Raw genomic sequence first — 23,710 nt, 5'->3', positions numbered from 1 at the left:
CTCCTAGGAGCTCAGGACGATCTCGATGTGATCAGTTTCGCCGTCCGCGGCGACTCGTACGCCGCCGGAGACGGTCTCGAGCGTGCCGCCGGTGCCGCCGATGGCTTCGGTGACGCCGGCGAGCGAGAGATTCCAGCCGGTGGGGGCGCCTTCCGTGCGGCGGGCGCGCACCCGGCCGGCGGAGCGGGACACCTCGAACACGGCGGCCGCCGCTCCGCCGGCGCCGGGCACGGTGACCGTGCGGTGGTCGCCGTTGGCCAGTCCGTAGGCGGTCAGGGTGACGCCATCGGCGTAGTCGTAGTCCGGCCGGTCGGTCCGGGCCCCCGTCGCCAGGACCGCGCCGGGCCGCACCAGCAGCGGCAGGCTGTCGAAGCCGTGCCGTTCGGTGTGCCAGCCGGGCCCGGACACCGTGCCGCCGTCCAGCAGCCGGGTCCACACGCCGTCCGGCACGTAGTAGGACACCTCGCCGTCCGCCGAGAACACCGGCGCCACCAGCAGATCGGGCCCGAGCATGTACTGGGCGTCGAGATACTCGCAGCCTCGGTCGCCGGGGAACTCCAGCTGCATGGCCCGCATGACCGGCATGCCCTCCCGGCTGGCCTGCACCGCCGCGGCGTACAGGTAGGGCATCAGGCGGGCCTTCAGCCGGGTGAAGGCCCGCAGCACGTCGACGGACTCCTCGTCGAACAGCCACGGCACCCGGTAGGACCGGCTGCCGTGCAGCCGGCTGTGCGACGACAGCAGGCCGAAGGCCACCCAGCGTTTGAAGACCGCCGGGTCCGGCCGCCCCTCGAACCCGCCGATGTCGTGGCTCCAGAAGCCGAACCCGGCCATGCCGAGCGACAGCCCGCCGCGCAACGACTCGGCCATCGCCTCGAAGGTCGACTCGCAGTCGCCGCCCCAGTGCACCGGCAGCCGCTGCCCCCCGGCCGTCGCCGAGCGGGCGAACAGCACGGCCTCGGCCGGTCCGCGGCGCTCGGACAGGACTTCATGCACGGTCTCGTTGTAGAGCAGGCTGTAGTAGTTGTGCATCCGCTCGGGGTCGGAGCCGTCGGCGTAGACCACGTCGGTGGGCACCCGCTCGCCGAAGTCGGTCTTGAACGAGTCCACCCCCATGTCGAGGAGCTCGCGCAGCTTGCCCGCGTACCACTCGCGGGCCGCCGGGGAGGTGAAGTCCACCAGCGCCCGGCCCGCCTGCCAGTGGTCGTCCTGCCAGACGCCGCCGTCCGGGCGGCGCAGCAGGTGACCGGCGGCCATCCCCTCCTCGAACAGCGCCGACGCCTGCCCGATGTACGGGTTGATCCAGACGCAGATCTTCAGCCCGCGCTCCTTGAGCCGCGCCAGCATCCCCGGCGGGTCGGGGAAGACGTCGGGATCCCACTCGAAGTCGCACCAGCGGAACTGGCGCATCCAGAAGCAGTCGAAGTGGAACACGCTCAGCGGCAGGTCCCGCTCGGCCATCCCGTCGACGAACGATGTCACGGTCGCCTCGTCGTAGTCGGTGGTGAAGGACGTCGACAGCCACAGGCCGAACGACCAGGCCGGAGGCAGCGCCGGGCGGCCGGTCAGCGCGGTGTAGCGGCGCAGGATCTCCGCGGGCGTCGGGCCGTGGATGACGAGGTACTCCAGGTCGTGCCCCTCGGCGCTGAACTGGACCCGCGACACCGTCTCCGAGCCCACCTCGAACGACACCCGGCCCGGATGGTTGACGAACACACCGTAGCCGCGGTTCGTGAGGTAGAAGGGGATGTTCTTGTACGCCATCTCGCTGCTGGTGCCGCCGTCGTCGTTCCAGATGTCGACCGACTGCCCGTTGCGCACCAGCGCGCCGAACCGCTCGCCGAGCCCGTACACCAGCTCGCCGGCGCTCAGGTGGAGCTGCTCGACCATGAAGTGCCGGTCCCGCGGGTCGCTGACGATGCCCAGGGACTTGGCACCGCTGCGCGTCAGCTCGCGCCCGCCGGCGCTGAAGGTCATGTCCCAGGGCGCGTCCCTGCTGACGCTGACCCGCAGGGAGCCGCTGGTCAGCGTGGCCGCCTCGGCGTCGAGACCGACCTCGACCGCGGGGTGCTCGTCGTGGATCTCGAAGGCGGGCGCGGCCGGCACCGACCCGGCGAAGTGCACCGCGCGGACCCGGATCACGTCCGCCATCGGCGAGGAGACGTCGACGCGCAGCACGGGCCCGTCGATCGTGTTGCCGCGACGGGTGATCGGCCTGGTCGGAGCCAGGATCCGCAGTGTGCCGGCGGCCGCGGTCACGTCGAAGGCCGCGTCGGCGTACTCGCCCCGCGTGCCGGGACGCATCCGCCAGTAGCCGTCTTTGAACTTCATGTCTTCCGTTCTCTGAGAGGTGGGGTCAGCCCTTGACGCTGCCCGCGACCAGGTCCAGCCGCCAGAAGCGCTGCAGGAACAGGAACAGCGCGACGATCGGGATGATCGACAGCAGCGACCCGGTGATCACCAGCGTGTAGAGGGCCGGCTGCGAGGCGCCCCGGTTGAGCAGCGAGTAGAGCCCGACGGTCAGCGGGAAGAGGTCGTCGTTGGCGAGCATGATGTACGGCAGCAGGAAGTTGTTCCAGATGGCGATGAACTGCAGCAGGAACACGGTGACCAGGCCCGGCGTCATGATGGGCGCCGCCACCGACCACAGCAGCCTGAACTCGCTGGACCCGTCGACCCGCCCGGCCTCGAGGATCTCGTCGGGCACGGCGGCGTCGGCGTAGATCCGGCACAGGTAGATGCTGTACGGGCTGATCACGCTGGGCAGGATGACCGACCAGTACGTGCCGACCAGCCCCATCTCCGACAGCAGCAGATACTGCGGGATGGCCAGGGTGATCTGCGGCACGAGCACGCCGGCCAGCAGCGCCCCGAAGATCAGCCGCTGCCCGGCGAAGCGGTACTTCGCCAGCGCGTAGCCGGCCGCCGCGGAGATCACGACCGTCAGGAACGCGCCGCCGCCGGCGTAGATGAGGCTGTTGAGCATCCACAGCCAGAACCGGCCGTCGCCGTAGTCGTTGAGCGCTGCGAGGTTGCCGGTGAGGCCGCCGTTGAAACTGGGCCACCCGGAGAAGGTGGTGAACAGCTCCTCGGAGGTCTTCGTGGCCGCGAACACCACCCACAGCAGGGGCAGCACGGCGTACACCCCGCCCAGCGCCAGGACGATTGTGGGCAGCGTCTTCGGCCGGGTGCCGCGTGGCACGCTCATCGCTCGCTCCTCGTGTTGCGGACGCGGAAGACGCCGAGCGCGCCGAGTGACAGCAGCACGGTGGCGCCCGCCAGCAGCACGGAGGTGGCGGCGCCGAGGTAGATGTCGTTCTCCACGAACGCCTGCTGGTAGACGCGCATCAGGGGCACCCAGTCCTGGGTGATGGCGTTGGTCATCGGCCGCAGCGTGGCCGGCTCGCTGAAGACCTGGAGCATGCCGATGAGGGTGAAGACGGAGGTCATGGTGAGGGCCGGGCGCAGCAGAGGGATCTTGATCTTGAGCGCGATCTGCCACTCGGCGCAGCCGTCGAGCCTGGCCGCGTCGTACAGCTCCTTGGGGATGGCCCGCAGGGTGGTGTAGAGCACCACCATGTTGAACCCGACCGAGCCCCAGACCGCGATGTTGGCGACCGAGAAGAAGATCGACACGTCGCCGAAGAAGTCGGCGGCCGGCAGCCCGATCGCCTCCAGCGCGGTGCTGATCGGGCTGACCGCCGGCAGGTAGATGAACCCCCACAGAAGGCTGGCGATGACTCCCGGCACCGCGTACGGCAGGAAGATGGTGATCCGGGAGTAGCGCTTGCCCCCGACCCGCGGCGCGTCGAGCAGCAGGGCGAACAGCAGCGCCAGGCCCATGGTGGCGGGCACCATGACCAGGCCGTAGGCCAGCATCCGCTGCAGCGACTCGAAGAACGCCGAGTCCATGAACGCGTCGAGGTAGTTCTCCAGGCCGACGAACACCTCGGTACGGATGCCGAAGCCGGCTCCGCGCACCCGCATGGCGTGCAGGCTGAGCCAGATCGCGTACCCGATCGGCACCAGGATGAAGACGACGAACAGCACGACGGCGGGCGCCGTCATCAGGTACGGCGCGGCTGCCGCGCCGCGCCGCCCGGAGGACCGGGCGGGGGACTGTCTGGTCATGTGTGTGATCCGTTCTGCGTGCTGGAACGCTCCAACGTCAGGCGGAGCCGTCTCAGCCGCCGGCGACCTCGTAACCCTGCTTCTTGAGGTCCGCGACGCTCAGCTCCTGGACCTTGGTCGCCACGGCCGCGAAGTCGGACCTGTCCTTCACGGCGGTCGGCATCAGGTCCTCGAAGGCGCCATAGCTGACGTTGGTGTTCGGCCCCCAGCTGCTGAAGCCGCGCGCGGTCTGCGCGATCTGCGCGGCGGCCTCGTAGTAGTCCGGCTGGCCGGTCATGTACTCGGGGGCGGCGTCGAGCCCGCCGGAGGTCTGGCCCGCGGTGGCGGACGGGTAGAGGCCGATCTCGACGAGCACCTTCAGCGCCTCGGGGTCGGTGTTCATCCACTTGGCGAACTTGGCGGCCTGGGCCTTCTGCTTGGAGGAGGCGCTCACCGCGGTGGAGGAGCCGCCCCAGAAGCCGGTGAACTGCTCGCCCGCGTTCCACTGGGGCAGCGGGGCCATCTTCCACTTGCCCTTGCTCGACGGCGCGACGCCCGCGAGCACGCCGGACCCCCAGACGGCGCTCGGCCAGGCGATGATGGTGCCGTCGTTCATCTGGCTGTTCCACTGCGGGGTGTACATCGGGTCGCCCAGGAGCGCGCCGGAGTTGACCAGCCCGCCCCAGAAGCTCAGCATCTTGCGGGTGGCGGGGTCGTCGATGGCGACCTTCCAGGCGCCGCCGTCGTTGGTCCACCAGCTCGCCCCGGCCTGCTGGGCGAAGCCGGCCAGCCAGCCCGCGTCGCCGGGGGAGAACGTGGTCAGGTAGCGCTTGTCGTCCTTCTGCCTGACGGTCTCGGCGAGCGCGCCGAACTCCTCCCACGTGGTGGGCACCTTCAGGCCCATGTCCTCGAAGATGTCGGCCCGGTAGAACAGCATCATGGGGCCGACGTCCTGGGGCACGGCGTAGGTGGCGCCGCCGAAGGAGGTCAGGTTCCAGGTCCCGGCGGGGAAGGCGGACTTGACGTCGCCGATCGCGCTGCTGAGGTCCTGCAGGGCGTTGTTGGTGATGAGCGTCGGCAGGGACTGATACTCCACCTGCAGGATGTCGGGCGCGTTGCCGGCCTTGACCGCGGTGAGGAACTTGGCGATCAGCTCGTCGCTGGCGGCCTGGCCGCTGAGGGCGACCTTCTGCGTGGGGTTCTTGGAGTTCCACAGATCGACCACGCGCTGGATGTTCTCCGCCCAGGCCCAGAAGGTGAGCGTGGCGGCGGCGTTCTCGTCGCCGCCGATGGGGGAGGCGGCGGGGGCCGCGGCGTCCCCCGTGCCGTCCGTGCCGCCGCTGCCGCAGGCGGACAGGAACAGCATCGCCGCGGACGAGGCCAGGAAGGTTCTTCTGCTGTGCATGGGGGTCTTTCTCCTAGAGGGTGTCGAGCGGGCGGAGGGCGGCGACCGCCCTGGGGGCCAGGGTGATCCGGCCCTCCGCCGTGGATCCGGTGAGCAGGTCTTCGGCGGGAGCCGGGATCGGCACGTGCGCGTCGCCGTCGCCGTGGTTGAGCAGGAACAGCACCGGGCCGCGGCGGACCGCCTCCACGCCGGGGGGCAGCTCGGGCAGGGCGCCGGTGACGCCCGCGTCCGCCAGCATCCGCGTGGTGAGCTCGGCCAGCGCGTCGTGCTCGGGCATCGTCGCCACGTACCAGGCGACGCCGTCGCCGCTGCGATGCCGCAGCACCGCCGGGTGGCCGGCCAGGTCGCCCTCGGTGAAGGCCGCCACCGGCTCGGCGCCGTCGGAGCGGACCAGCTCCGTCCAGGTGTGCGCGGCGAAGCCGGTGCCGTCCGCCCAGCGGCAGCTCACCGGCCGGCCCTCCGGCGCGGGCAGCCACTCCTCGCCCGAGGCGCCGAGCACCTCGCGCAGCGGGGCGGGGAAGCGGCCCGTGCGCACGTGCGCGAGGGGATCCACCACCCCGGAGAACGGGCCGACCACGAGCACGCCGCCGGCGCGCGTGTACGCGGTCAGCGACGCGGCGTCGGCATCGCTGATCAGGTAGAGGTTGGGCACCACGACCAGCGCGTATCCGGACAGGTCGGCCGAGGGCGGCACCAGGTCGACGGCCACTCCGCGCTCCCAGAGCGGCCGGTAGTAGCTCAGCAGCTGGCCGGTGGAATCGAGCCGGTCGCTGGGCTGGCCGCGCTCCTCCAGCGCCCACCAGCTCGCCCAGTCGTGCACCATGGCCACCTTCGCGGCGACCCGCGTGCCCGCGACCGGGGCCAGCCGGCGCAGCTCGGCGCCGTGCGCGCGCACCTCGGCGTGCAGCCGGGTGTCGGGGCCGGCGTGCGGCAGCATCGCGGCGTGGAAGCGCTCGGCCCCGAACCTGGAGGCCCGCCACTGGAAGTAGCACAGCCCGTCCGCGCCGCGCGCGAGCGCCTGCAGCGACTCCAGGCGCAGCTGCCCGACCGGCTTGGGCAGGTTGTGCGGGCGCCAGTTGACCGCCGTCGTGGCCTGCTCCATCAGCATCCAGGGCCGCCCGCCGCCGAGGCCGCGCATCAGGTCGTGGGTGAGCGCCGAGCGGGCGGGGGCGAGCGGGTCGGCGGGGTCCGGGTAGTAGTCGTTGGCGACGAGGTCCTCTTCCGGCGCCCACGACCAGTAGTCGACCGGCTTGAACAATCCCATGAAGTTCGTGGTGACAGGCGTGTCCGGGGTGCGGGCGCGCAGGATGTCGCGCTCGGCGCGGTAGTGCGCGAGCAGCGCGTCGGACCCGAACCGCCAGAAGTCAAGCCGCTGCGTGGGGTTGATCATGTACGGCGCGCGGCGCGGCGTGATGACCTCCTCCCAGTCGCTGTAACGCTGGCTCCAGAAGGTCGTGCCCCACGCGTCGTTCAGCGCGTCCAGGTCCCCGTAACGCTCCCGCAGCCAGGCGCGGAACGCCGCGGCCGAGTCGTCGCAGTGACAGATCTGGCCGTACTCGTTGCCCACGTGCCACAGCGCCAGCGCCGGATGCCCGGCGTAGCGGTCGGCCAGGTCGGTCACGATGGCCAGCGCCCGCTCCCGGTAGACCGGCGACGACGGGCAGAACTGGTTGCGGGCGCCGTACCAGAGCCGGTGCCCGGACTCGTCGACGGGCAGAGTCTGCGACCAGCGGTGGCCGAGCCACGGCGGCGGCGAGGCCGTCGGGGTGGCCAGGTCCACCGCGATGCCGGCGTCGCCGAGCAGGTCGAGCACCCGGTCCAGCCAGCCGAAGTCCCTGGCGCCGGGCTCCGGCTCGATCCGCGCCCAGCTGAACACGCCGACGGTGACGAGGTTGACCCCGGCGGCCTTCATCAGCTCGACGTCCTCGGTCCAGACGTGCTCGGGCCACTGCTCGGGGTTGTAGTCGCCGCCGAAGAGCAGCCCGCGGCCGTGGGTGAGGGTGTGCATGCCCGGTCGTGTCACGGAGCCGTCCCCGTCCGGTCGGTGTGGCCGCCGCGCCCGGCGGGCGGCGGGCCGGAGCTGTCGCCGGCCACCAGCCGGCAGGGCACGAGGCGCTGCTGTGCCGCGCCGCCCTCGCCGGCCTGCAGCCGGTCGATGAGCATGCCGGCGCCGAGCCGGCCCAGCTCGGCGCTGGGCGGCTCCAGGGTGGTGAGCCTGGGGTGGAACATCTCGGCGACCCGGGCCGAGGAGAGCACCAGCATCAGCGTCAGGTCCCGGGGGATCTGCCAGCCGAGGTCGGCCACGGCGGCCAGCACCCCCACCGCGGCGTGGTCGCTCATCACGGCCAGCGCGGTCACCTCGGGGTGCTCGGCGATCAGCCGCTGGAACGCCTGCCGCCCCTGCTCGGCCGAGTCGGCGCGGAAGTCGCCGACGTAGCCCAGCCCCGCCTGGCCGGCGGCCGCGGCGAACTCTGCGCCTGCGCGGATGGTCGGCCCGTACTGCGCGGAGTAGGTGTCGGTGGAGTGGTTGAAGAAGGCCAGCGCGCGATGCCCCAGACCGGCCACGTGCGCGACGGCGTCCCTGGCCATCCGGGCGAAGTCGATGTCGGCGTAGTCGATCGGGCCGGGCTCGCGGGTCCGCCCTATCATCGCGAACGGCACCCCGGCCTGCGACAGGAACTCGGTCCGCTCGTCGTCGAGACGCACCTCCATGAGCAGCACGCCGTCGACCAGGCCCAGCCCGGTCAGATAGCGCAGCTCCTCGACCGGGTCGGCGTTCTCCGGCGACAGCAGCAGGTGGTAGCCCTGGGCGGTGGCCGCCTCGGCCGCGGCGGTGGCGAACTGCATCTCGGTCAGCCCGAAGCCGCTGTGCGGAGCCGGGAACAGCAGCGCCAGGATGCGGGTCCGTTTGCTCACCAGACCGCGCGCCAGCACGTTGGGGCGGTAGCCGAGCTCGGCCGCAGCCTGCTCGATCCGTTGCTTGGTGGCCGCCGCCACCGGGCGGGTGCCGTTCAGCGCCGCGGAGACCGTGCTGACGGCGACGTGTGCGCGCTCGGCCACATCGCGTAACGAAGTCATCCGACTTCGGCCCCCTTCGGCCCATGAGATGCTTGTCGAAACGTTTCGCAAAACGTATGGGCCGATTTATGGAGATGTCAATGGTGTTAATTGAGATGTCCTAAACCTGGCGGTCTAGGGTTCGACCAGCCCCGCGCGGATGGCGTAGCGGGTCAGCTCCAGGCGGTCGCGCATGCCGAGCTTGCTCAGGATGTTGGCGCGGTGCCGCTCGACGGTCTTGACGCTGATCACCAGCAGGTCGGCGATCTCCTTGGAGGAGTGCCCCTCCGCGATGAGCTTGAGGATCTCCTCCTCGCGCGTGGTCAGCAGGCTGGCGGGCAGGCTCTCGCCCTGGTCGTCGCGCCGCAGATAGTCGCGGATCAGCGCGGTGACCGCGGCCGGATACAGGAACGGCTCGCCGCGCATCGCCGCCCTGCACGCCTCCAGCAGGTCCCGGTCGGCGACCGACTTGAGCACGTATCCGCTGGCCCCTGCCTTGAGGGACTCGAACAGGTACTGCTCGTTGTCGTACATCGACAGCATGAGCAGGCGCACCTCGGGAGCGCGCCGCGAGATCTCCCTGGCGGCCTGGATGCCCGTCATGCGCGGCATGGCGATGTCGAGAATGGCCAGGTCCACACCTTCGCAGGCCAGCTCGACCGCCTCGGCGCCGTCGCCCGCCTCGGCCACGACCGTCAGGTCCGGCTCGGCGTCCAGGATCAGCCTCAGGCCTCGGCGCACGAGGGCGTGGTCGTCGGCGAGCAGGATGCGGGTCGGTGCCAACCTGATCAGTTCCCTTCGTCCTGGACGGGTACGGCCAGACGGATCGCGGTCCCGCCGGTCGGCGGGTGGGTAATGGACAGGCGTGCGCCGACGAGCAGGGCGCGCTCGCGCATGCCGCGGATGCCGGCGCCTTCGTTGATCGGCCCGCCGCGCCCGTCGTCGACGATCGACAGCAGCACGCCGCCGGGCTGCCGGCACAGCGACAGCTCCACGCGCGAGGCGTGGGCGTGCCGGGCGACGTTGGTCAGGCCCTCCTGCGCGATGCGGTAGACCACCAGCTCGGCCTCGCCGCCCAGCGCCGGCAGCCGGGAGTCCAGCCGGCGGGTCACCGGCGCGTCGCTCATCGCCGAGAAGTCGGTGGCCAGCGCGTTCAGCGCGCTGATCAGGCCCAAATCCTCCAGCACGCCGGGCCGTAGCCGCCGGGCGACCTGGCGGACCTCGTCCAGGCTGGACCGGACCGTCTCCTGGATGGTGTGCAGGTCCTCGCGCAGCTCGGCCGGCGCGCGGTCGACGGCCCCCTTCAGGCCCAGCAGCACCACGGTGAGGCTCTGGCCGATCTCGTCGTGCAGCTCACGGGCGATGCGCTGCCGCTCGGCCTCCTGCGCGGCCAGCGCGTGCGCGCTGGACTTCGTCCGCTCGCTCTCCAGCCGGTCCAGCATCGCGTTGAACGCGCCGATCACGTCGGTGAGGTCGCCATTGCCCTTGTCGGTCAGCCGGTCGCTGGGCCGCAGCAGGTCCACCCGCCGCATGAGCGCGGTGAGCGCGTCCAGCGGGGCCAGGCTCCTGCGCAGCAGCAGCGTGTTGGCGGCCAGCATCATCGCCAGCCCGATCGTCAGCACCGGGATCTCGGTGAGCAGCACCGGCGAGGACACCGTCGCGGGGGACAGCGCCAGGACCAGCGTCCCGACGGTGAAGACCAGGCCGTTGATCGCGATGATGCGCCAGAAGAGGCCCTGCACCGGGGTTCGCCGCCGTTGATCGGTCATACGCCCCACCCTTGCCGCTGACCGGCCTCGCCGTCCATCCGGCGTGGCCTCCATCCGCGCCCGCACTCCACGCCCTCGTCCGCGCCCTTCTACATGGTGCCCGCACGCGGAGATGGGTGTCAGACCCGATGGTGCTGCGGCGTCCCCATTGTCGAGACTTGACATACCGCACCCGTATTGACCCAAGGACTTGCCATGAAAAAACTGTTGATACCCGTACGGTATTCGCTGACGGCATCATGTGACCTGAGCCTGGCCCGCCTCCGGACCGGACCGCCGGGGCGCACCCGATGAGCGGTGCGCTTGCCCTGACCGTCTTCGTGGTCGCCTTCTTCTTCATCGCCACCGAGAAGATCGACAAGGTCAAGGTGGTGCTCATCGCCGCCGGCGTGATGGCGGCCTTCGGGCTGATCCCCGGCGCGCAGGTGTTCTTCTCCGAGCACTCCGGAGTCGACTGGAACGTCATCTTCCTGCTGTTCGGCATGATGATCATCGTCGGGATCATCAAACAGACCGGGGTCTTCGACTTCCTGGCCATCTGGGCCGCCAAGAAGTCGCAGGGCAGGCCGTACCGGCTCATGGTGATGCTGATAGGCATCACCGCCGTCGCCTCGCCCTTCCTGGACAACGTCACCACGATCATGCTCGTCGCGCCCGTCACCATCATGGTGTGCGCCCGGCTCGCCATTCCCGCCCAGCCCTACCTCATCGCCGAGGTCCTCGCCTCCAACATCGGCGGCGCGGCCACCCTCATCGGCGATCCGCCCAACATCATCATCGGCAGCCGCGCCGGGCTGACCTTCAACGACTTCCTCTTCCACATGGCGCCGATCGTCGTGGTCATCCTCGCGGTCTTCCTGCTGGTGTCGAGGTGGATGTTCCGCCGCTCGTTCCGCTACAACCCCGACCGGGTGGCCGAGGTGATGGCCTTGCAGGAGCGGCGGGCCATCACCGACCCCGGGCTGCTCCTCCGCTGCCTGATGGTGCTCGCCCTGGTCATCGTCGGCTTCGGCCTGCACGCCGTGGTGCACGTGGAGCCGTCGATCGTGGCCCTGCTCGGCGCGGGCGTGATGATCCTGGTGGCCCGCTCGGACGTCTCCGCGACCATGCGCGAGGTCGAGTGGCCGACGCTGGTGTTCTTCATGGGCCTGTTCGTCATGGTCGCCGGGCTGGTGCACACCGGGGTCATCGCCACCGCCGGCGAGTGGGCGATCGGCGCCGTGGGCGACAACTTCTTCGGCGCGGCCACCTCGCTGCTGTTCGGCTCCGCCGTGCTGGGCGCCTTCTTCGACAACATCCCCTACGTCGCCACCATGACGCCCATCGTCGAAGGCCTGGTCGCGCAGGCTCCGGACGCCGCCACCGGCCAGGCGCTGTGGTGGGCCTTCGCCCTCGGCGCCGACTTCGGCGGCAACGGCACCGCGGTCGCGGCCAGCGCCAACGTGGTCGCCATCGGCATCGCCGCCAGGTCCGGGCACCCGATCTCGTTCTGGCAGTTCACCAAGTACGGGCTGGTCGTCACCGTCTTCAGTTCGGTGCTGGCCTGGATCTACGTCTATCTGCGCTACTTCGCGTGAGTTCGGAGGGGAGTCACGATGACGTCGCCACAGCTGTACGTGGTGCCTACGTCCCGACCCGAACGGAGGAAACCGGCTATGGAGATCACACCCGCTACCGTCCCCGGTGTCGGCACGGTCCACCAGTGCCGCACCCGCCATGGGGGCAGGCTCGCGGTCATCGACCACCACGACGGCAGGCGCGAGCTGATCGTCTACGGTCCAGGTGACTCCGCGCAGCCCGTGGAGCTCGAGAGGGACGAGGCGGACCAGCTCGCCGAGCTGCTGCACAGCCGGTCCGTCGCCGACCGGCTGGCCGCCGTCGAACGCCGCCTGGCCGAGCTCGCCTCCCGAGCCGGTTAGCGATTCACCGGGCCGCGGGGGGACGCCGAGGGGGCGCCTCAGCCGAAGCCGGGGGCCGCCTGACCCGTCTGCGGCCCACGGCCCAGCAGCAGGACGCCCAGCCACAGCAGCGCCATCCCCACCGCGACCAGGGCCGAGTCCCTGCCGATGCCCAGCGTCGCCCCGGCCAGCACCACCACGCCCGACACCGCCACGGCGGCGCTCACCGGCGTGACCCGGCGCAGCACCGCCAGGAGCACGGCGAACACCAGCAGGGCGACGAAGAACAGCTGCGCCCCGATCGTGTAGACGGCGGTCTCCACGATCGGGTTCGCCTTCGCGCCCTCGATCGCCGCCCGCAGCGCCGCCCCGTCGGCCGAGGCGAGCCCGGCGGCGAGGTCGATGGCGAGCTGGACGACGTTGGCGGCGACGCTCAGCAGCGCGACTCCCGCGACCGCCTCCACCGCCACCCTCCGGCCACCGGTCACCGGGCCCGCCATGCGCCGCAGCGCCAGCGTCATGACACCGAAGAACAGGAACCCGACCAGCCAGACGGCGTGCGCGGCCGTCCACCAGGGGCCGGGCACGAGGTCGCCGTCGATGGGCAGCATGAGGATCCAGCCGCCCAGGAACGCGGCGGGTCCGGCGGTGAAGGAGGCTGCGGCCAGGCGGTCCCGGAGTTTCATACCGCCACACTGCCCGCCCGCTCCCTGCCGGCGGATCAGTGATCGTCCCTGAGGTTTCCCCGATCCCCGGCCCCGGACCCGCGGGTGTTTGCCCGTGGAGCCTCGGGGCAGATCGCTCCGACCAGGGAACGCACGTTCGAGGGAGGGCGCGATGAGCAACGGGCCGGTGGAGAAGGATCCGGGCGAATGGACGACCGGTGAAGAGCCCATGACGGCTCCGCAGGAGTCCTACCTGCGCACCCTGGCCAGAGAGGCGAGCAGGGAGGTGCCCGGCGGGCTCAGCAAGGCCGAGGCGTCACGCATGATCGACGAGTTGCAGGAGGAGAGCGAGCGCCTGCGCGCGTCCGACGGCAAGGCTTGAGATGCCCCCCGGGGAGCCCCGGGGGCTTGGCCTGTACGGCCCGCGCACCGCACCGCGCGGGCCGTACAGGTGCTTCAGCGGAGGCGGCCCGCTCCCGCGCCCGGGGGGACGAGCGCGCGCAGGGCGCGCGGTGGGTGGATCCGGTCGAACAGGGTCGGGGCCTAGCCCACGTCGGTGCCCAGGCCGGCGCCGGTCGCGGCGTTGTGGGCGGCGACCAGGTCGGTGGGCGCGCCGTTCACCAGGTTGTCCCCGGCGGTGATCGCGGTGCCCTTCAGGACCGTCAGGACCTCCTCGGCGGGGATGCCGTCGAAGGCGTTGCTCTGCGCGTACACCCGCGAGCCGAAGCCCACGCCGATACGTGCGTGGCGCCGGACACCTCGACGTTGTCGAAGGAGGCGTTCCAGTTGCCGTCCTCGCCGTCGGTCGGGTCCCACTGCGGGAAGCAGTCGGAGGTGTCGGTGATGGTGAGGTTGCGGACGATGACGTTGTCGGAGTTTCTGATCCGCAGGCCGAAGCTCTTCAGCGCGGCGCCGCGGCCAGGCTGTAGCCGCCGGTCGCGTAGTCGTCGCAGGTGAGGGGGTTGCCCGTGGCGTCGGCGCCCGCTCCAGGAGTTCACCCCGCCGAAACTTTCGGCATCCGGAGCCGGTTAACATGCAGTACGCCCGTCGTGGAGAGGAGTCCGCATGCCCCGCGCGGCGAGACGGACGGTCACGCTGCACGACGTGGCGGCGGCGGCGGGGGTCTCGGTCGCGACCGCGTCGCGGGTCCTGGGCGGCAGCTCGCGGACGGTCGCGCCGGAGTTCGAGGAGCGCGTGCTGGCCGCGGCGGCCGCCCTGCGCTACACCGCGGACGCCTCGGCCAGGGCGATGCGGCGGGCGGGCGAGTCGATCACCCTGATCGCCGACGACCTGACCACGCCCGCCATGGGGATCATCGTGGCGGCGATGGAGCGGCAGGCGCGCATGTCCGGCGTCTTCGTCACCGTCTCCTCGACATGGGCGGCCCCCGAACGGCAGCTCGAAGCGGTCCGTGTGCTCCGCGCCCTGCGCCCGCGCGCGCTGGTGCTGACCTCCAGCAGGTTCGGGGCCGGCGAGCTCGACCACCGCCTGCTCGACGAGCTGCGCGCCTACGAGCGCGACGGCGGGCGGGTGGTGATCGCGGGCGTCGCCCACGGCTCCTTCGACTCGATCGCCTTCGACAACCACGCCGCGGGCCGCCTGGTGGGGGCGCACGTGGCGCGGACCGGGCACGGCCGGGTGACGATCCTGGCCGGGCCCGCCGAGCGGGTCAACTTCGCCGGCCGCGTGTCCGGGTTCGTCGAGGGGCTGCGCGGCGGGGGAGTCCAGGCGCGGCGCATCAGGGTGGTGCACTGCGAGGCGAGCCGCCAGGGCGGCTTCGACGCGGCGCGCGAGCTGCCCGCCGGGCGGACGGACGCGGTGCTCGCCGTCAACGACGTCATCGCGATCGGCGCGCTGTCCGCCTTCCGGGCCGCCGGGGTCGCCGTGCCCGCCGACGTCTCCGTGACCGGCGTCGACGACATCCAGCTGGCCGCCGACGTGACGCCGCGGCTGACCACCGTGGCGCTGCCCCTGGCGCACGTGGGGGCCGAGTCGATCCGCCTGGCGCTCAGGGAGCGGGGGACGGCCGAGCACCTGACCGTCCAGGGCCGGCTGGTCATCAGGGACAGCACGCGGGCCTGACCGCCTTGACGGTGGCGCGGCGTGACATGCAGACTGCGGAATACGTTTTCCCGGCGCCTGAAGGATCTCATGTCTCAACGCAACTACCGGGCCGCGATCGTCGGCACCGGTGGGATCGCCACCGCCCACGCGCAGGCCCTGGCCGGCTCCGGCGGCCGGGCGAGCCTCGTCGCCGTGGTCGACGTGGACCTCGACCGAGCCCGAGCCTTCGCCGCCGCCTGGGACGTGCCGCACGCCTACGCGAGCCTGGCCGAGCTGCTGCGCGAGGAGGAGCTGGACCTGATCCACCTGTGCACCCCGCCGCTGCTGCACGCGCCGCAGGCGCTGGAGTGCCTGGAGGCCGGGGTCACCGTGCTGATGGAGAAGCCGCCCACGCTCTCCCTCGCCGAGCTCGACACCCTGATCGAGGCCGAGCGCCGCTCCACGGGCCACGTAGCCACCGTCTTCCAGCACCGCTTCGGGGCCGGTGCGGCCCGGCTGCGGAGACTGCTGGCCTCCGGCCGGCTCGGCCGCCCTCTGCTGGCCACCTGTCTGACCCAGTGGTACCGCGACGAGGCCTACTTCGCCGTCCCCTGGCGCGGCACCTGGGTGTCGGAGGGCGGCGGGCCCACCATGGGCCACGGCATCCACCAGTTCGACCTGCTCTTCTCCGTGCTCGGCCCCTGGCAGGAAGTCAGCGCGATGGCCGCCCGCCAGGCGCGCGACACCGAGACCGAGGACGTGTCGATGGCGCTGGTGACGTTCGACAACGGCGCGATGGCCACGGTGGTGAACTCGGTGGTGTCGCCGCGGGAGACCTCCGTGCTGCGCTTCGACTTCGAGCGCGCCACCGTCGAGGTCGAGCACCTGTACGGCTACACCGACGACGACTGGACCGTGACCCCGGCTCCGGGCCACGAGGACGTGGCCGAGCTCTGGGAGCCCGGCGCCGCCACCGGCGTGAGCAACCACGACGGCCAGTTCGCCCAGGTCCTCGACGCGCTCGACCGGGGCGAGGCGCCGCCGGTCACGCTCGAGGAGGCGAGGCGGACGATGGAGTTCGTCGCCGCCGTCTACGCCTCCTCGTTCACCGGCGAGCGGGTCCGGCGCGGGCAGATCGGCCCCGGCAGCCCGTTCGCCGAGCGGATGGACGGCATCGGCGCCCCCTGGCGCGCCCCGTCGGAGGCGAGCCGGTGACGACCACCCTGCGGGCCCTCCACGCACTCGGCCGTTCCGTCTCCGTCACCGCCGGCGACGTCGAGCTCTTCACCTACACCTACCGGCCCGACACCCCCGTGCTGGAGTCGCCCAAGCCCTACCTGCACCCGATCCGCACCCTGACCGGCGAGGTGGTCTCGCTGTTCCGCCCGCACGACCACGTCTGGCACAAGGGCATCGCCTGGTCCCTGCCGCACGTGGGCGAGCACAACTTCTGGGGCGGGCCCACCTACGTCCACGGCAGCTCCTACGTGCAGCTCGACAACAACGGCAGCGCCGTGCACCGGGACATGACCGACCTGTCGGCCGGCGATGACCGGGTCCGGATCGGGCACCGCCTCGACTGGATCTCGCAGGCGGACCTGCCCGTCATCGAGGAGCGGCGGGCGCTGACGGCCACCGTGGTGGACGAGGCGGCCTGGGCGCTGGTGTTCGAGACGGCCATGACGAACGTGTCCGGCGGCACGCTCGACTTCGGCTCCCCGACCACCAAGGGGCGCGAGAACGCCGGCTACGGCGGCCTGTTCTGGCGCGGGCCGCGATCGTTCACGGGCGGCGTCATCCAGTCGCCGGCCGGCGCGGGAGGCGACGAGTTGCGGGGGACGCGGGCGGAGTGGTTCGGCTTCCGCGGCCGCCACGACGAGTCCGGCACCTCCTCGACCGTCGTCATGGTCGACGACACCGCCAACCCGCGGCACCCGCCACAGTGGTTCGCCCGCAGCGAGGACTTCGCCTGCCTCTGCCCGGCGCCGTTCTTCAGCGAGGAGGTCGGGCTGCCGGACGGGGAGACGATGAGCCTGCGCTACGCGGTCGTGGTGGCCTGCGGGGACCGGGGCGAGGACGGCACGGAGCTCCTGGCCGGGCAGGGCCGCGCCGCCCTGGCCGCCGGGCGGGACCCGGCATGACCCCCGCCTTTCCCGGTGGCACGTCGGTCAGCCGGCTGTCGGTCTACTCGGGTGCCTGCGCCGACGGCCTGGAGGGCGGCACGCCGCACCTGCACACCGCCTCCACCGAGGCGTACGTCGTCATCGGCGGCCGCGGCGCCCTGCAGACGCTCGACATGAGCGGCTTCCGGGAGACCGAGCTGAGCGGCGGTTCGACGGTGTGGTTCACGCCCGGCACCATCCACCGGGCGATCAACCGAGGCGGCCTGGAGGTGGTCGTCGTCATGCAGAACGCCGGCCTGCCCGAGGCCGGCGACGCCGTCATGACCTTCCCCCCGGAGGTCGTCGGCGATCCGGCCCGCTACCGGGAGGCCGCGACGCTGCCTCCCGGCGACCCCGGCACGGTGGAGGCGGCGGTCCGGAGGCGGCGCGAGCTGGCCGTGGCGGGGTTCCTGCGGCTCGCCGAGGCCGCCCGCGAGGGCGACTTCGGCCCGCTGCGGCGCCTGTACGGCAGCGCGGTCGCGTTGGTGCGGCCCTCGGTCGCGGGCTGGCGCGAGATCTGGGAGGGCACGGTCGCCCGGGAGGCCCGCGAGACGGCCGAGGTGCTCGACGCGCTCGAACGCGGCGACGGCGAGCACCTGCTGCACTCCTCGCTGCTCGAATCCCCGCCTGAGAGCCGGTGGGGCATGTGCGGCCACCTGCGCGCCCACGACGTGGCCAGTCCACACGTCCACGTCCCCCCGGAGCGCCATGCATGACGCCGCGCCGGCGCAGTCCGCCACCCTGCACGACGTCGCCAGGGAGGCGGGCGTCTCCATCGCCACCGCCTCCCGCGCGCTCAACGGCAGCGCCCGCAACGTCCGCACGGAGAACGCCTCCCGGGTGCGTGCCGCGGCGGCCAAGCTCGCCTACCGGCCGCACCCGTCGGCGCAGGCCATCGCGCGAGGCTCGACGAGGACCGCCGCGCTGGTGGTCGGCGACGTGGCCGACCCCTACTTCTCCGCCATCGCCGGGGGCTTCAGCCAGGCCGCGGAGGCCGCCGGGCTGATCGTCACCCTGGCGGTCGCCGGCCGTTCGCCGCAGCGCGAGCTCGAGATCGTCAGAACGCTGCGCGGCCGGCGGCCGCGCGTCATCGCGGTCGCCGGCAGCCGCGTCGACGGCGCGGACACCCGCGGCGCGCTGGCCGGCGAGCTGGAGGCGTATCAGGCGGCGGGCGGCCGGGTCGTCATGGTCAGCCAGCGGGACCTGCCCTTCGGCACCGTCACCGTCGACAACGCCGGCGGCGCCCACCAGCTCGCCCGAGCCCTCGCCGGCGCGGGCTACCGGCGTTTCGCGATCTTCCGCGCGCCTGCCTCCGTCCGCACCTCCCGCGACCGGTGTGAGGGTTTCGCGGCGGGCCTGCGCGCCTCGGGCGTCACCCTCGACGACAGGTTCGTGATCGAGACCGAGTTCACCCGCGGCGGCGGCTACGAGGCGGCCCGCAAGCTCGCCGAACGCGGACTCGACGGCGTGGAGATCGTCTTCGCGGTCAGCGACGTGATGGCCATCGGCGCCATGACGGCCTTCCGCGACGCCGGCTTCGTCCCCGGCCGGGACATCGCGGTCGCCGGCTTCGACGACATCGACTCGGCGATCGACGTCACCCCCGCGCTCACCTCCGTCGCCGTGCCCCTGCGGGAGGTGGGCCTGGCCGCGATGCGGCTCGCGCTCGGCGACGGCCCCGCCACGGACACCGTACAGATCTCCACCGGCGTCGTCCTGAGGGAGAGCACACCCGGCCGGCGGTGAGCGCCGCCCGCGCACGCCTCACCAGTCGTGGACGGTGCCGTCGCGCAGCCGGCTGAACGGCAGGTAGGCCGTCTGGTAGGGGAACCCGCCGGCCGCGTCGGCGTCCAGCGTCACGCCGAGGCCGGGCCGGTCGCCGGGGTGCAGCATGCCGTCGGCGAAGGTGAACGACTGCTGGAACACGGAGTCGGTCAGCGCCCCGTGCTTCATGTACTCCTGGATGCCGAAGTTGTGCAGGGACAGGCCGAGGTGCATCGCGGCGGCCATCCCAACGGGGGAGATGTCCGTAGGGCCGTGCATGCCGGACTTGATCTGATATTGGGCCGCGAACTCCAGGACGCGCTTCAGATGCGTGATGCCGCCGGTGTGGGTGACGGCGGACCGGACGTAGTCGATGAGCTGCTCGCGGACGAGCACCTGGTAGTCCCAGACCGTGTTGAAGACCTCGCCGATGGCCAGCGGCGTGGTGGTGTGCTGCCGCACCAGCCGCAGCGCCTCCGGGTTCTCGGCCGGGGTGCAGTCTTCGAGCCAGAACAGATCGTACGGCTCCAGCGCCCTGCCGAGCCTGGCCGCCTGGATGGGGGTGAGCCGGTGGTGGGCGTCGTGCAGGAGCGGCAGCTCGGCCCGAACTCGCCGCGCACCGCCTCGAAGACGGCGGGCAGGCCGGACCGGCTCGCGCCGCCGAGCAGCTGGTAAAGGGGCATCCCCGCAGCCTGCGCCTTGAGGTCTCACAGGGCGACGTCGACCGCGGCGATGGCGGCCATCGTGACGGGGCCGCGCCGCCAGTAGGCGCCGCGGTAGAGGAACTGCCAGGTGTCCTCGATCGCGTGCGCGTCGCGGCCGATCAGCAGCGGGACCACGTGGTCGCGCAGGTAGGCGACGACCGCCAGCTCCCGGCCGTTGAGGGTCGCGTCGCCCAGTCCCACCAGGCCCTCGGCGGTGGTGATCCGCAGGGTGACGAAGTTGCGGTCGGGGCTCGTCACCACGACGTCGGCGGCCTCGATGATCACTCTTGCCTCCCTGATTCCGCCAAGGATACAGATCCGATCTCCGGTGCCTGACGAACTAGGAATGAGCATCGAAATATGAGAAGTAAAGGCGTGTCCAATCCACGGTTATTCCGATCGGAGGCTTTTCGTGTTTCCTTTCGTCGACCCGCTGAGTGGAACGACTTCCTTATTGTGGGATTCGATGACCGTCGATCGTTTCTACTCCTCTCGGCGGTGGCTGGGCTTCTGCGCCGCGATGTCCAGCGTGCCCGCGGGAGCCGTCACCGCCGAGCTCTCCGGAGGTGGCCTCGCGGCGCTGCCGGTCTCCGTGGTCAGCGGCCCGACACAGCCGTTCTACGACTGGACCGCCATCCTCGCGGCGCGCGAGCTGCCCGCGCCCGGGCCCTTCGGGCTGCTCGCCGGTCCGCAGGGCGGATACCAGACCCATCTGCTCGCCACCCCCGGCGCCGATCAGGGTGAGGTGGGGGCGGCCCTTCGCGCGGCCCTGGAGGAGGTCGGGCTGCCCGCCATGGCGATGTACCTCACCACCTCGGACGCCGCGGCGCTGGGAGCGGCCGGGGTCGAGGCGCTGCCCGTGCTGCTCGGCGCCGACGCCTGGCTGCCGGTCCCGGAGGAAGGCTGGCAGGCGTGGACGCGCTCGCTGGGCAGGAGCCGCGGGGAGATGGTCAGGAGGGAGATCAGGCGCTTCGAGTCGGCGGGCTACGAGATCGTCGACGCCCCGCTGAGCGACTGGGTCGGTCAGGCCGCGGCGCTCCTGGCGGGCACCGAGGCCAGATACGGCCACGGCGGCGACTATCAACGGGCGCTCACCGAGCAGGTCCGGCACCTGGGCTCGGCCGCGCGGGTCATCTGCTGCAACCCGCCGGGCGAGCCGCCCGTCGGTTTCGTCCTCTACTACGTCCACGGCGACACGCTTCACCTGCGCTCGGCCGGGTTCGACTACGAGCGGCTGCGCGGCGCGGCCGAATACTTCAACCTCGTCTTCTACCTGCCGATCCGGCGCGCGGCGGCCGCGGGTGTCCGCTGGGTGCACGCCGGGATCGAGTCCACGCAGGCCAAGGCGATGCGCGGTGCGGAGCTCAGGCCGCTCTGGCTCCTCGACCTGTCGCCCGGCAGCCTCCTGGGGGACCGGCCGGACGCCGTACGCACCGCCAACTCCCGCACCCGCGCGTCGATCTCGGCCACGCCCTTCCTCGACCGGTGCTGGCGCCTCGGCGACGCCGCGTCCGCCTGGTTCGAGCCCCGTACCCTGGTGTGACTTTCGCGAGGAGAGGGAGATATGCGGAAATACGTGATTATGGGAGTGCAGGGGAGCGGCAAGGGCACCCAGAGCACGTTGCTCGCCGACGATCTCGACCTGGTCCACATCAGCGTCGGAAACATCTTCCGCTGGCACGTCAAGAACCACACGAAGCTCGGCGCCCAGGTCCGCCGTCTGGTCGCCGCCGGCGAGTTGGTGGGAGACGACCTCGTGGAGGAGGTGGTCGGGGACCGGCTCCAGCAGCACGACTGGAACTTCGGGTTCGTCATCGACGGCTTCCCGCGCAGCCGGCGCCAGGCGGAGTTCTTCCTGGAGAGCTATGACATCGACGGCGTGATCCTGCTCGACCTGCCCGACGACGAGGTGCGGCGCCGGGTCCTGGCCCGGCGGCTGTGCTCGCGGTGCGGCATGGACTACAACCTCATCGCGCACCGCCCCGAGGTGGAGGGCAGGTGCGACGTCTGCGGCGGCGAGCTCGTCACCCGGGAGGACGACGCCCCGGACGCCCTGGCCAGGCGGCTGCGCGACTACCACGACAAGATCGACCCGGTGGTGGAGCTGTTCCGCGGCAAGGAGTACGTGATGACGATCGACGCCAGGGCCGGGAAGGTCGCCGTCCAGCAGGAGATCCGCGCCCGGCTCGACCTGCCGCCCTACACTCCGCGGGAGGCCGCGGACCCCGTGGAGGCCCGCGGCTGACGGCCCGCGCCGAGGACCAAGGTCCCGGCCGGGGCAGGCCGTACGGCACTGCACGCGCCGGGCGGCAGGCGATGTCATGGAGACATGCAGAGCGCAGCCAAACCTCTGGAAGGGGCCACCATGGCCACCACCGCGAAGCCCGGCTTAGACGCGGGCACCGCTGAGAGCGCCACCCGTCCCGTCGACTACGTGTGGGCCGTCGCCCGGATCGCGCTCGGCTGGACCTTCCTGTGGGCCTTCCTGGACAAGACGTTCGGCTGGGGATTCGCCACGCCGGCCGACCGCGCCTGGATAGCCGGCGGCAGCCCCACGACCGGCTTTCTCAAGGGCACCGGCGAGAACGCGCTCGGCGGCCTGTTCTCCGCACTGGCCGCACCAACCCCTTCGTGGACGACCACATCGTCTACTCGATCGTGCTGATCGGCCTGGCCCTGGCCCGCGCCGGCGACACGCTCGGCTTCGGCAGGCTCCCGATCATCGCCAGGAACCCGTACCTGAAGTAGCGGGCAGCCCTTCCCGCCCACCCCGAGCAGGGGTGGGCGGGTTCGGCGTGATCAGCTCTGTCCGGGGGCGGTCTCGTGGCCGGGGAGGCCGGGGGAGCGCCTCTTCTGCTTCAGCTCCGCCTCGTAGATGTGCGGCCGCCCGTCCGCGAGGCGCTCGCGCGCTTCGGCCTCCACGGCCTGGAAGGTCGCGTAGTACAGGGCGTCGTACTCCTCGCACACCTGGAACGTCCAGCGCCCCTCGATGACGTTCAGCCCGATCAGATCCCGCTCGATCCGGTCGGCGATCTCCTGATGGCCCGCCCCGCGGAGCAGCTCGACGGCCCTGTCCAGGCCGGCGTCCGCGCTGCCGGTGAGCTGGTGCCAGGCGTACAGGTGCCCCCGCGCCCGGTGCGTCCTCTCCAGGGCCTCGCTGATCGCGCCCAGCGCCTCGACGATCTCGTCCGTCATCCCCTCGGGCCGGCGGTGGCCGGGGTCCGGCTCGCCGGTGACATGTCGATCAACCATGCTCGACGGGCTACCCGGCCGGGACACCGGCGAACCGGGGCCGACCACGGTCACAGCCCGCTGAGGACGTCCGGCCTGTTGGTGATGATCCCGTCCACCTGATAGGAGATCAGGCGGCGCATCGTGGCGGGGTCGTCCACGGTCCAGGCGAAGACCTCCATGCCGTGCTCGTGGACGCCCTCGACGTAGTCCCTGCCGAGGTCGCCGTAGGGCGGGTTGATCTGGTCGGCGAACTCCGCCAGGCGGGGGAGCTCGCCGGTCGACGGCGTCCCGAGCAGGCCGATGGGGGCCTCGGGCATCACCTGGCGGAACCTGCGCATCGCGTTCCAGTCGAACGACTGCACGATGAGCGGCCCGTCCCACGAGCGGCGCAGCTCGGCGGCGACGCGGGCCTCGATGCCCGGGTAGAGCTCGGGCGACTTGATCTCCACCAGGAGGCCGAGCCCGCTCGCGCCCATCGCCCGCAGCGCCTCCCTGAGCGTCGGCACCCGCTCGTACCCGCTGCCGGCCCACGAGCCCGCGTCCAGCTCGCGGACCTGCGCCATGGTGAAGTCGCCCACCCGCCACGGCGCCCGGCCTGGGAAGACCCGCTCCACGTCGGTGGTGCGGGCCAGCGTGGTGTCGTGCACGAGGATGAGCTCGTGGTCCCTGGTCTCCTGTACGTCCAGCTCGAACATGTCCGCGCCCTGCCGCGCGGCCAGCCTGAAGGCCGTCAGGGTGTTCTCCGGCGCGTACGCAGAGGCGCCGCGGTGTGCGACGTTGGCGATCTGCGGAGGCGGGGCGGCGGTCGCGGTGGCGGTGCACGCCGCCAGCGCCACCAGCACGGTCGTGATGATCAAGCCTGTTCGTCGGATCATGGGTCTCCTCGTACTCGGGGAGTG

At 71.8% G+C, this 23,710-nt stretch carries 25 protein-coding genes; 11 read left to right on the top strand and 14 right to left on the bottom strand.

Features of this window, described 5'->3' with window-relative positions:
* Positions 1-3 precede the first annotated feature (3 nt).
* The 8 genes from yicI to V5E28_RS02385 all read right to left on the bottom strand — a co-directional run bounded on the left by yicI (position 4) and on the right by V5E28_RS02385 (position 10,341).
* Positions 4-2,331: an alpha-xylosidase gene (gene yicI / locus V5E28_RS02420; protein WP_336204502.1), complete on the bottom strand. Its 2,328-nt coding sequence runs from the start codon at positions 2,329-2,331 to the stop codon at positions 4-6.
* A gap of 25 nt (positions 2,332-2,356) precedes the next feature.
* The gene (locus tag V5E28_RS02415) at positions 2,357-3,208 is read right to left on the bottom strand and encodes a carbohydrate ABC transporter permease (protein ID WP_336204500.1); all 852 of its coding nucleotides are present in this window, start codon (positions 3,206-3,208) and stop codon (positions 2,357-2,359) included.
* Positions 3,205-4,131, bottom strand: coding sequence for a carbohydrate ABC transporter permease (locus tag V5E28_RS02410; RefSeq protein WP_336204498.1), 927 nt, complete (start codon positions 4,129-4,131; stop codon positions 3,205-3,207). Before V5E28_RS02410 ends, V5E28_RS02415 begins: the two co-directional genes overlap by 4 nt.
* A gap of 52 nt (positions 4,132-4,183) precedes the next feature.
* Positions 4,184-5,515 carry an ABC transporter substrate-binding protein gene (locus tag V5E28_RS02405; RefSeq protein ID WP_336204497.1) on the bottom strand — a complete coding sequence of 444 codons (1,332 nt, stop codon included), beginning with the start codon at positions 5,513-5,515 and terminating at the stop codon, positions 4,184-4,186.
* 13 nt (positions 5,516-5,528) lie between these two features.
* Positions 5,529-7,538 carry a beta-galactosidase gene (locus V5E28_RS02400; RefSeq protein WP_336204495.1) on the bottom strand — a complete coding sequence of 670 codons (2,010 nt, stop codon included), beginning with the start codon at positions 7,536-7,538 and terminating at the stop codon, positions 5,529-5,531.
* Entirely contained in the window at positions 7,535-8,593 is a 1,059-nt protein-coding gene (locus tag V5E28_RS02395) for a LacI family DNA-binding transcriptional regulator (RefSeq protein ID WP_336204493.1), read from the bottom strand. Before V5E28_RS02395 ends, V5E28_RS02400 begins: the two co-directional genes overlap by 4 nt.
* 114 nt (positions 8,594-8,707) lie before the next feature.
* The gene (locus V5E28_RS02390; protein WP_336204909.1) at positions 8,708-9,361 is read right to left on the bottom strand and encodes a response regulator transcription factor; all 654 of its coding nucleotides are present in this window, start codon (positions 9,359-9,361) and stop codon (positions 8,708-8,710) included.
* The gene (locus V5E28_RS02385) at positions 9,361-10,341 is read right to left on the bottom strand and encodes a HAMP domain-containing sensor histidine kinase (protein ID WP_336204491.1); all 981 of its coding nucleotides are present in this window, start codon (positions 10,339-10,341) and stop codon (positions 9,361-9,363) included. Before V5E28_RS02385 ends, V5E28_RS02390 begins: the two co-directional genes overlap by 1 nt.
* A 290-nt stretch (positions 10,342-10,631) precedes the next feature.
* On the opposite strand from V5E28_RS02385, the gene V5E28_RS02380 reads away from it, so the two are divergent.
* Together V5E28_RS02380 and V5E28_RS02375 are read left to right on the top strand one after the other, a co-directional pair.
* Positions 10,632-11,918: an ArsB/NhaD family transporter gene (locus tag V5E28_RS02380; RefSeq protein ID WP_336204489.1), complete on the top strand. Its 1,287-nt coding sequence runs from the start codon at positions 10,632-10,634 to the stop codon at positions 11,916-11,918.
* A 78-nt stretch (positions 11,919-11,996) separates the two neighbouring features.
* Positions 11,997-12,260, top strand: a complete 264-nt coding sequence (locus V5E28_RS02375; RefSeq protein WP_336204486.1) for a hypothetical protein — start codon at positions 11,997-11,999, stop codon at positions 12,258-12,260.
* Positions 12,261-12,298: 38 nt separating this feature from the next.
* Here V5E28_RS02375 and V5E28_RS02370 read toward each other — a convergent pair whose 3' ends face one another.
* Entirely contained in the window at positions 12,299-12,925 is a 627-nt protein-coding gene (locus V5E28_RS02370; RefSeq protein WP_336204483.1) for a hypothetical protein, read from the bottom strand.
* Positions 12,926-13,076: 151 nt separating this feature from the next.
* On the opposite strand from V5E28_RS02370, the gene V5E28_RS02365 reads away from it, so the two are divergent.
* Positions 13,077-13,286 (top strand): DUF3072 domain-containing protein, encoded by a 210-nt coding sequence (locus V5E28_RS02365; RefSeq protein WP_336204481.1) that lies wholly within the window; start codon positions 13,077-13,079, stop codon positions 13,284-13,286.
* 161 nt (positions 13,287-13,447) lie between these two features.
* Here V5E28_RS02365 and V5E28_RS02360 read toward each other — a convergent pair whose 3' ends face one another.
* Positions 13,448-13,636: a hypothetical protein gene (locus tag V5E28_RS02360; protein WP_336204479.1), complete on the bottom strand. Its 189-nt coding sequence runs from the start codon at positions 13,634-13,636 to the stop codon at positions 13,448-13,450.
* A gap of 333 nt (positions 13,637-13,969) precedes the next feature.
* Here V5E28_RS02360 and V5E28_RS02355 point away from each other — a divergent pair, with 333 nt between their 5' ends.
* From V5E28_RS02355 to V5E28_RS02335, 5 genes are all read left to right on the top strand, one after another.
* Positions 13,970-14,986 carry a LacI family DNA-binding transcriptional regulator gene (locus tag V5E28_RS02355; protein ID WP_336204477.1) on the top strand — a complete coding sequence of 339 codons (1,017 nt, stop codon included), beginning with the start codon at positions 13,970-13,972 and terminating at the stop codon, positions 14,984-14,986.
* Between the two features lie 69 nt (positions 14,987-15,055).
* Positions 15,056-16,162, top strand: a complete 1,107-nt coding sequence (locus tag V5E28_RS02350) for a Gfo/Idh/MocA family protein (protein ID WP_336204475.1) — start codon at positions 15,056-15,058, stop codon at positions 16,160-16,162.
* Positions 16,159-17,088 (top strand): PmoA family protein, encoded by a 930-nt coding sequence (locus V5E28_RS02345; protein WP_336204473.1) that lies wholly within the window; start codon positions 16,159-16,161, stop codon positions 17,086-17,088. The genes V5E28_RS02350 and V5E28_RS02345 overlap by 4 nt, the downstream gene beginning before the upstream one ends.
* A complete protein-coding gene (locus V5E28_RS02340) occupies positions 17,085-17,825 on the top strand; it encodes a cupin domain-containing protein (protein ID WP_336204471.1) in 741 nt (246 codons plus the stop codon). The genes V5E28_RS02345 and V5E28_RS02340 overlap by 4 nt, the downstream gene beginning before the upstream one ends.
* Positions 17,818-18,855, top strand: coding sequence for a LacI family DNA-binding transcriptional regulator (locus V5E28_RS02335; RefSeq protein WP_336204469.1), 1,038 nt, complete (start codon positions 17,818-17,820; stop codon positions 18,853-18,855). Before V5E28_RS02340 ends, V5E28_RS02335 begins: the two co-directional genes overlap by 8 nt.
* A gap of 18 nt (positions 18,856-18,873) precedes the next feature.
* Here V5E28_RS02335 and V5E28_RS02330 read toward each other — a convergent pair whose 3' ends face one another.
* Entirely contained in the window at positions 18,874-19,584 is a 711-nt protein-coding gene (locus V5E28_RS02330) for an enolase C-terminal domain-like protein (protein ID WP_336204468.1), read from the bottom strand.
* Positions 19,581-19,862, bottom strand: a complete 282-nt coding sequence (locus V5E28_RS02325) for a hypothetical protein (RefSeq protein ID WP_336204467.1) — start codon at positions 19,860-19,862, stop codon at positions 19,581-19,583. The genes V5E28_RS02330 and V5E28_RS02325 overlap by 4 nt, the downstream gene beginning before the upstream one ends.
* Before the next feature lie 181 nt (positions 19,863-20,043).
* On the opposite strand from V5E28_RS02325, the gene V5E28_RS02320 reads away from it, so the two are divergent.
* The 3 genes from V5E28_RS02320 to V5E28_RS02310 all read left to right on the top strand — a co-directional run bounded on the left by V5E28_RS02320 (position 20,044) and on the right by V5E28_RS02310 (position 22,242).
* Complete coding sequence (locus V5E28_RS02320; RefSeq protein ID WP_336204466.1) at positions 20,044-21,120, top strand: GNAT family N-acetyltransferase; 1,077 nt, start codon at positions 20,044-20,046, stop codon at positions 21,118-21,120.
* A 21-nt stretch (positions 21,121-21,141) separates the two neighbouring features.
* Positions 21,142-21,822: an adenylate kinase family protein gene (locus tag V5E28_RS02315; protein ID WP_336204464.1), complete on the top strand. Its 681-nt coding sequence runs from the start codon at positions 21,142-21,144 to the stop codon at positions 21,820-21,822.
* 120 nt (positions 21,823-21,942) lie between these two features.
* Positions 21,943-22,242, top strand: a complete 300-nt coding sequence (locus V5E28_RS02310; protein ID WP_442945749.1) for a hypothetical protein — start codon at positions 21,943-21,945, stop codon at positions 22,240-22,242.
* A gap of 134 nt (positions 22,243-22,376) precedes the next feature.
* On the opposite strand, the gene V5E28_RS02305 is transcribed toward V5E28_RS02310, so the two are convergent.
* Complete coding sequence (locus V5E28_RS02305) at positions 22,377-22,829, bottom strand: hypothetical protein (protein ID WP_336204462.1); 453 nt, start codon at positions 22,827-22,829, stop codon at positions 22,377-22,379.
* 50 nt (positions 22,830-22,879) lie between these two features.
* Positions 22,880-23,686: a glycerophosphodiester phosphodiesterase gene (locus V5E28_RS02300; RefSeq protein WP_336204460.1), complete on the bottom strand. Its 807-nt coding sequence runs from the start codon at positions 23,684-23,686 to the stop codon at positions 22,880-22,882.
* Between the last annotated feature and the right edge of the window lie 24 nt (positions 23,687-23,710).

This window comes from Nonomuraea sp. LPB2021202275-12-8 (assembly GCF_037044575.1).
Lineage (GTDB): Bacteria > Actinomycetota > Actinomycetes > Streptosporangiales > Streptosporangiaceae > Nonomuraea.
The sequence above is the reverse complement of the archived record's forward strand: the minus strand, read 5'-3'. Positions and strand labels throughout refer to the sequence as shown.

Bases quoted from the DNA above. Each gene is read 5' to 3' on its own strand.
- V5E28_RS02380 (WP_336204489.1), top strand. From the start codon at position 10,632: ATGAGCGGTGCGCTTGCCCTGACCGTCTTCGTGGTCGCCTTCTTCTTC.
- V5E28_RS02350 (WP_336204475.1), top strand. From the start codon at position 15,056: ATGTCTCAACGCAACTACCGGGCCGCGATCGTCGGCACCGGTGGGATC.
- V5E28_RS02315 (WP_336204464.1), top strand. From the start codon at position 21,142: ATGCGGAAATACGTGATTATGGGAGTGCAGGGGAGCGGCAAGGGCACC.
- yicI (WP_336204502.1), bottom strand. From the start codon at position 2,331: ATGAAGTTCAAAGACGGCTACTGGCGGATGCGTCCCGGCACGCGGGGC.
- V5E28_RS02340 (WP_336204471.1), top strand. From the start codon at position 17,085: ATGACCCCCGCCTTTCCCGGTGGCACGTCGGTCAGCCGGCTGTCGGTC.
- V5E28_RS02375 (WP_336204486.1), top strand. From the start codon at position 11,997: ATGGAGATCACACCCGCTACCGTCCCCGGTGTCGGCACGGTCCACCAG.
- V5E28_RS02405 (WP_336204497.1), bottom strand. From the start codon at position 5,515: ATGCACAGCAGAAGAACCTTCCTGGCCTCGTCCGCGGCGATGCTGTTC.
- V5E28_RS02300 (WP_336204460.1), bottom strand. From the start codon at position 23,686: ATGATCCGACGAACAGGCTTGATCATCACGACCGTGCTGGTGGCGCTG.
- V5E28_RS02305 (WP_336204462.1), bottom strand. From the start codon at position 22,829: ATGGTTGATCGACATGTCACCGGCGAGCCGGACCCCGGCCACCGCCGG.
- V5E28_RS02415 (WP_336204500.1), bottom strand. From the start codon at position 3,208: ATGAGCGTGCCACGCGGCACCCGGCCGAAGACGCTGCCCACAATCGTC.
- V5E28_RS02335 (WP_336204469.1), top strand. From the start codon at position 17,818: ATGCATGACGCCGCGCCGGCGCAGTCCGCCACCCTGCACGACGTCGCC.
- V5E28_RS02410 (WP_336204498.1), bottom strand. From the start codon at position 4,131: ATGACCAGACAGTCCCCCGCCCGGTCCTCCGGGCGGCGCGGCGCGGCA.
- V5E28_RS02370 (WP_336204483.1), bottom strand. From the start codon at position 12,925: ATGAAACTCCGGGACCGCCTGGCCGCAGCCTCCTTCACCGCCGGACCC.
- V5E28_RS02385 (WP_336204491.1), bottom strand. From the start codon at position 10,341: ATGACCGATCAACGGCGGCGAACCCCGGTGCAGGGCCTCTTCTGGCGC.
- V5E28_RS02310 (WP_442945749.1), top strand. From the start codon at position 21,943: ATGGCCACCACCGCGAAGCCCGGCTTAGACGCGGGCACCGCTGAGAGC.
- V5E28_RS02320 (WP_336204466.1), top strand. From the start codon at position 20,044: ATGACCGTCGATCGTTTCTACTCCTCTCGGCGGTGGCTGGGCTTCTGC.
- V5E28_RS02365 (WP_336204481.1), top strand. From the start codon at position 13,077: ATGAGCAACGGGCCGGTGGAGAAGGATCCGGGCGAATGGACGACCGGT.
- V5E28_RS02395 (WP_336204493.1), bottom strand. From the start codon at position 8,593: ATGACTTCGTTACGCGATGTGGCCGAGCGCGCACACGTCGCCGTCAGC.
- V5E28_RS02355 (WP_336204477.1), top strand. From the start codon at position 13,970: ATGCCCCGCGCGGCGAGACGGACGGTCACGCTGCACGACGTGGCGGCG.